This window comes from Promicromonospora sp. NPDC057488 (assembly GCF_042802395.1).
Taxonomy (GTDB): domain Bacteria; phylum Actinomycetota; class Actinomycetes; order Actinomycetales; family Cellulomonadaceae; genus Promicromonospora.
Genome location: NZ_JBHVEG010000330.1, coordinates 1 through 2,383, shown reverse-complemented (window position 1 = coordinate 2,383; position 2,383 = coordinate 1). Strand labels below are relative to the sequence as shown.

Sequence of the window (2,383 nt, the reverse complement as noted above, 5' to 3'; positions counted from 1 at the left end):
TCTCCGCTCTGGGATCTTCCAGAGCGGAGAAACTTAGGCCTCGAAGGGGAGTGGTCGGTCGCGGCCGGACTCGGGCGGCCATCGGCCGCCCGTGACCTGGCCCGGCGGCCCATGGTTCGTATCAGAGTTCACCCGCTCCTCCGGGGTGAAAGACCGCGTCAGCCAGGTCGTTCACCACTAGCGTCAGCCTGTTCTTCGCGTCGGCCGCGCCCCGTGCGGCCGACGCGTTCTGACGCGAGGAGGACATCAGTGGCTCGGCACGTGGCGGCACCCGCATCGCGGTCGAAGCAAGACTCCCGGGACGGCGCGGGCAGGCCGACGCTCGCGAGCACCGTGGTGGGGCGCACGATCATCCTGGGCGTGGCGCCGGCGATGGTGCTCGGCGGCGCGCTCGCCCCGGCGGCGACGGCGCTGACGACGCAGCCCTCCCTGGAGCCCGAGGGCATCGCGGCGCCCGCCGACTCCGCCCTGCCCGACGTCGGCACGACCGCCGCGGAGGTCGAGACCGTCGAGGTGGCCGCGGCCCCGGTCGAGCAGACCGCCGTGGTCGAGGACGTCACCGGCACGGACCCGGAGCAGGCGACCGAGACGGCCACGGCCGCCGACGGCGCCGTCGTGCTCGACACCGCCGACGCCGACGGCCGGATCGCCGGCGCCATCGAGGTGCCGGAGGGGTTCCAGACGGTCGGGCTGTCCTGGCCGGCCGAGATCGACCAGGCCGTGCCCGAGATGCAGGTGCGCACCCGCGCCGCCGACGGGATCTGGAGCGAGTGGAGCCACCTGGAGAAGTCCACGGACGACGCCGACGGCGGCTCCGCCGTCGTGACCTCCGCGCCGGTGTACGTGGGCGAGGCGGACGCCGTCCAGCTCGCCACGGTGGACGAGGCCGCCGAGTTCCCGGCGGGCGTGGAGCTCAGCCTGGTCTCGTCGGCGCAGGTCACCACGGCCGCGGCGACGACGTCGGGCACGGTCGCGCCGTCGGCCGCGACGAACGGGCCCACGATCATCACGCGCGAGGAGTGGGGCGCCGCGCCCCGCTGCCTCCAGCCGGGCACCGGGCCCACCTGGTTCCCCGCGGGGGGCGGCCTCAAGGCCGCCGCCGTGCACCACACGGTGAACCCCAACGACTACGCGACCGTGGCCGAGGCCATGCAGGCCATCCGCAACGACCAGGCGTACCACCAGGAGACGCACGGCTGGTGCGACATCGGCTACAACTTCCTCGTCGACAAGTGGGGCAACATCTACGAGGGCGCCGACGGCAGCATCGAGGAGCCGATCGTCGGCGCCCACACCGGCGGCTTCAACACCGGCACGGTCGGCGTCGCGATGGTGGGCACCTACACGAGCGCGGAGGGCGTGCGGCCCTCGGCCGCCCAGCAGGACGGCGTGGCCAGGATCATCGGGAGCCGGCTCGCGCAGTATGGCGTCAACCCGGACGAGTCGACGGTCCTCACCGCAGCCGGTCACACGGACGGCGGCCGGTACGACACGGGCGACAAGGTGACGCTGCAGCGGGTCTTCGGCCACCGCGACACCCACCAGACGGAGTGCCCGGGCGCGCTCGCCTACCCGCTGCTCGCGGGGATCCAGGACCAGGCCGCGGTGTACGCGAAGCAGTACGCCCCGCCGCAGGCCCCCGTCGAGGAGCAGTACACGAACCTGGTCCAGGCCGTGTACCAGGACAGTGTCGGCAGCGAGGCGACCGCCGCCCAGATCGCGTCCTGGGAGTACAAGGTCTCGGTCAGTGGCGGCGGCGTGCTCGCCGAGGCCATGGAGAAGTCCGACTCGTACCGCAAGGCACGGATCGTCGCGGCGTTCCGGAGCACGCTGGGCTACGCCCCGACGTCCACCCAGCTGTCCGGCCACGTCGCGGGCATCAAGAAGGGTGTGCGGACGGTCGACGAGGTGGAGCCCTACCTGCTGATGAACCCGCTCTTCTACAAGAAGGCGGGCGGCACCAACGCCACCTACGTGACGGCGCTGTACCAGAACATCCTGAAGCGCAGCCCGACGGCCCACGAGCGCAAGGTCTGGGCGGCGAAGCTGGGGTCGGACGGCCGGCAGGGCGTCGTCGAGGCGCTGTGGGAGAGCCGGGCGGCGGTGGGGGTGCGCGTCAAGGCCACCTACCAGCAGTACCTGGGGGTGCCGCCGACGTCGGCCCAGCTGACCCTGTGGACGGACCGGATCGTGGGCAAGTACTCGGAGGCCGACCTGCGCCGGTCGCTCATCAGCTCCCAGTCGTACCTCACGCGGGCGGACGCGCGTTACTGAGGCCGGGGGCGCCCGCCGTGGGTCGGGGCGCGGCGTCGGGCGGCGTCGCGCGGGCGCGCCGGGCAGGTCCGGGACGGTGGTCGGTAGGACGTCAGGTGGTCGGCAGCTC

The 2,383-nt window shown here is 73.1% G+C and carries 1 protein-coding gene; it reads left to right on the top strand.

Annotation, left to right across the window (positions count from 1 at the left end; translation table 11 throughout):
• Positions 1–249 precede the first annotated feature (249 nt).
• Positions 250–2,274, top strand: coding sequence for an N-acetylmuramoyl-L-alanine amidase (locus ACFU5G_RS29795; protein WP_377252747.1), 2,025 nt, complete (start codon positions 250–252; stop codon positions 2,272–2,274).
• Positions 2,275–2,383: the final 109 nt, after the last annotated feature.